The organism is Methylophaga pinxianii (genome assembly GCF_020447225.1).
Lineage (GTDB): Bacteria > Pseudomonadota > Gammaproteobacteria > Nitrosococcales > Methylophagaceae > Methylophaga > Methylophaga pinxianii.
On sequence record NZ_JAJAEO010000103.1, the window covers coordinates 1 to 3,947 of the forward strand.

A 3,947-nucleotide genomic window follows, 5' to 3' on the forward strand; every position below is an offset into this window, starting at 1 on the left:
CAAATTTGGCTTTCTCCTGCGGAGTATAGCGACGACGACGCTGTTCGCCAGTAAAAATTTCAATACGTTCCATAGACACTCCTTGAAGATAGGTCTAAGCCTATCGCTTAATAATTGAGTGTCCGTTTTAAAATGGGGCTATTACAATTTCTCATATACTGATTCAGAAACAGCATATTCAGTTCTCAAATCAGGCCTAGCTGAAAATATTTCAAACCCAGTAGGAATCGCGATTAGAGACTGGCACAGATTGAGAAACGCAGATTGAGCTTACCTACAATTTTAGTCGATAAAAAACAGTGGCAAACGAGTTATTGTTTTTCATACATTGGTTACAACAATTATATAGACAAGCTTTAGCAAAGAGAAACCAAATGAAACTATGGCTGATGTTTGGCTTATACATTATTTTGATATTTATCTTGAACAACACGTTCGATGTTTATCAAAATTTTAACTCTTCATTGTTAAAATCTTTTTTTGGATCGAATTTCATCACAGCCTTAGCAGGGGCGGGTTTTGGTGCATACGCAGCTTTTAGTATGAACCAAAACATTTCTCAACGTAAAGAAATACTGGATGACATCAGAAATACTAATAAGGCTATCGTAATTACTGCAGAAATTTTTAGGTTAGCAAAATACCTCAACGAAAATGCAATTGCCGGTTTTTACATTAATTTCAATCAAGTTAGGCAGTATAATCAACCTAAAATTCCATTACTGAGACCACCAGAGGTGGAATTAGATTTGAGATTACTACCCATTCCAATGATGGAAATTAAAGAACTTAAGCACATCATTACAAAAAACATATCTATTGATGATTGGAAAATACTAACTGATATTTTATCTTTAAATCAATCTTATCAATTGCTTAACGAATGTATCAAAGCTAGGGAATTATTCATAAAATCACACATTTCGAATCCCATAGGTCTAACTTCTACAAATCGTGATAAACGAATGTTAGGTTTCATATACGATAAGGGAGAACATGATACAACCATGAATGACGCTATTAATGGAATGCGCAATCATACAAAAGACCTATTATATCTTTCTTATCAAGTTTACAGTGGACTTAAAGTTCATGGAAATACACAGCTAAATCGCTACAAAAAAATTAATGGGAAAGTTATCCATAATATTGTATTAGTTAATTATATGGATGAGGCTTTTAGAAATGGAATTGTTCCAGCTAATCTTTCGTCTAAACTGCACAAGACACAAAGTAACAGCATTTAAAGAGAGCTTGGATTGCAGTAATTTTGTTGGTAGCACTTTATTGTAAGTACCAGCCTTGATTTAAAGTCGAAACAGCTAACTTCAATTATTACTAACTGAGTAATTTTCCTATCTCAGCAAACCAATTTTTAGTATGAATCACCCTAGCTTTGTGTAGATTAGCATTAAGTAATTCAGCTTTGGTCATACCTGACAGTTCTTGCCAATTTTTATCGAGTATATAGGTTGCATTATTAACTTCACTACTTTCTAAAACGTATAGCTGTTTTTCAGGAAAGCCAAAGACAACATAACCATTAAATCCGCTTCGACCTACAGCAAAAAACTCCGGTGAAAATTCTTTTATCGCATCCTGACGTTTTTGAAGTACCTTCTGATTCCCAAGAGACTGACGTTGTATAACTTTTTTAAGTTGATCGTTTATTTGTTCCCAAGGAATTTCACCTGTAGGTAATATTTCCCAGTTTAAAGAAACCTGAGGTGTATTTGAAATTGAATGAAATGCTTCATCCAATATTTCGCATCTACCAAAAATTTCGAGATATATATTTATAGTATGAAGAATTATTTCTTCAGTTCCTCCATTCAAAATATATGATGGACTCACTAGTAATTTGTTTTTATCATTTAGAAGATCAATTTTTAACTCTACCGAGGGTGGTGGATAAAAATCCCGTTGGTATCTTAAATAGTCTCTATCTCTGACTTCGGTGACTTCTTTAAAGCTATTTCTTCCTTGAAATTGTTTCCATGTCCACTCGATTTGCGTCGTGGCTTTTTCCATGGGGAGATCTTTTCTTTTTACATATTTACCATTTGCGTTATAGCTTGTAATTGGCCCTACTACTTCAGGAAGCAGAGATTCACCTAGTTTTAAACTATCAGAAAAACCTAACATCTGAATTATTTTTTTATTATCATCATCAACGATGATGCCTATTAAAATTTGTTCTTCGCTTTTTATATTTTCAAAGTATTTTTTTAATGATCTGATACGTTTTTTTTGAATTAGCATTTAATACACCTATTTCAAGTTGAAGCATAGAGCTAGTATTCTTCTAACAGCATTGCGTCTGCAAAATTGCTTTTTACAAATTTAAAATCAGAATAAAAAATGGCTGAGACAGTGATCATTGCAAAAATAACAATATAATTTTCAACTAAGAACTGGATTTATTTTCAATAATCCAAACTTTTCAAACAATAAATTTGCCATGTAAAAGTTCATTAATGAATTCTCATTAACACTACAATAACTCTTATCTATATTAGATGGAATTTATATTCGTCTTGAATAGATTAATCAATTTTTAAGCTTTTAAATAACGTTTCCCTCAATCTGTTGATCAGTATATCAACAGCTCAACAACTTGCTGGCTCTAACTAAACACACCAGACAGAAGCCAGTTAGAAATATAAAAACCAAGCTTGCTAATAAATCGATTTTTCTCCGTTCTGTACCACCCTTGGCCAGCGACTATGGATCTGAGCATCTTCCGGCTCTGGCTCCAACGTCACGACATATACCCGACGTTCATTTCCCTCTCTTGCGATTAAACCCTGAATATATTGCCCCTTCTGCAAGTCATACCAGTGACTCTGACCTTCAAAATCTTTTTCCATAAAAGCTAACACTGGGATCTTGACCGGTTTAGGATAATAACGCTCCCAAACACCACCATAAATGGATTCAATCTTTGCCCATCCGGTGACCGGTAAAAATCCTGACTGCTTTTGACGCCGCCCCCAAGGCAGCAATTCAATCGAACCATCCTTTTTTAGCACTGGCAGCATGGCTTTTGGATTAGGAAAGTACATCCGCATGAATTCATCGCCGTATTGAAAATAGGCACCCCCACACATCAGATCGTCTTCCTATGGCCTGTGGGTTTCCATGCGGGGGCTATTACATTTGGCATCTCACTACGTCCGATCACAGGCATTGGCGCCACGGTAAATTCGCCGTAGCGTTGGTTAATCTTATCTACCGCCTTATTAATCTTTTCACGTTTTATTTGATGGGTGTTATCCAAAAATAAATCCTGCTGCCGAGACTCTGTGGGATTTAATGCTGTAATTTGTACCTGTCGAGCTTCTTGGCCAACCCAATACTTTTGCATAAATTGCCGACCCAGTTCATAAATAACCTGACCATCGTCCGTGGTGAAATCAATCTTTGTTTTCATACCAAGCCAGCCCGCTTCGGTTTTGATACCGATGAAAAAATGATTCGATTGAAAGTTATGACGACGTAACCTTGTTCCGACCTTTTCAGCCATATGCTGCAAGTAAAGTAAAACGGTTCGTAAATCATGGGTACCAGGCGGCATAACTTTGCCATGCCCAATGGTTTTAGGCGGTTTTATGATTGTTGTTACGGGCTCGGGATCTTTGCCTTGAGCCATTAACCAGATTCGTCTGCCGGGATTTCCAAAGCGTTTGGCTAAAATGCCGATAGGCAACTTCTTCATATCGCCACATTTATATACGCCGTACTTATTCAAGAACGTGCCAATGCCTTTAGCAATACCACTCAGCTCAGTGACGGGTTCATCGGCCAGTCTAGCTTCAGCTTCCCAAGGCGTGATAACAGTTAAACCATCTGGCTTATTCAATTTGGCTGCAAACTTGGCAGTAGTTTTGTCACCACTCACACCAACACTACACGTCAGGCCTGAAGCATCGCTCACGGTTTTTTTT

The 3,947-nt window shown here is 36.6% G+C and carries 4 protein-coding genes; 1 reads left to right on the top strand and 3 read right to left on the bottom strand.

From position 1 onward, the window contains the following. The first annotated feature begins 374 nt into the window (after positions 1 to 374). Complete coding sequence (locus LGT40_RS00725; protein WP_226069806.1) at positions 375 to 1,247, top strand: hypothetical protein; 873 nt, start codon at positions 375 to 377, stop codon at positions 1,245 to 1,247. Between the two features lie 91 nt (positions 1,248 to 1,338). Here the strand turns inward: LGT40_RS00725 and LGT40_RS00730 are convergent, their stop codons facing one another. From LGT40_RS00730 to LGT40_RS00740, 3 genes are all read right to left on the bottom strand, one after another. Next, complete coding sequence (locus LGT40_RS00730) at positions 1,339 to 2,262, bottom strand: hypothetical protein (RefSeq protein WP_226069805.1); 924 nt, start codon at positions 2,260 to 2,262, stop codon at positions 1,339 to 1,341. A gap of 416 nt (positions 2,263 to 2,678) precedes the next feature. Then, positions 2,679 to 3,110: a hypothetical protein gene (locus LGT40_RS00735; RefSeq protein WP_226069804.1), complete on the bottom strand. Its 432-nt coding sequence runs from the start codon at positions 3,108 to 3,110 to the stop codon at positions 2,679 to 2,681. Continuing rightward, positions 3,110 to 3,947 (bottom strand): DNA polymerase Y family protein (locus LGT40_RS00740; protein WP_226343126.1); only part of this gene is annotated, 838 nt, incomplete at its 5' end. The genes LGT40_RS00740 and LGT40_RS00735, both read right to left, overlap by 1 nt.

Coding starts and splice junctions, on each gene's coding strand:
- LGT40_RS00725 (WP_226069806.1), top strand. CDS start 375: ATGAAACTATGGCTGATGTTTGGCTTATACATTATTTTGATATTTATC.
- LGT40_RS00730 (WP_226069805.1), bottom strand. CDS start 2,262: ATGCTAATTCAAAAAAAACGTATCAGATCATTAAAAAAATACTTTGAA.
- LGT40_RS00735 (WP_226069804.1), bottom strand. CDS start 3,110: ATGTGTGGGGGTGCCTATTTTCAATACGGCGATGAATTCATGCGGATG.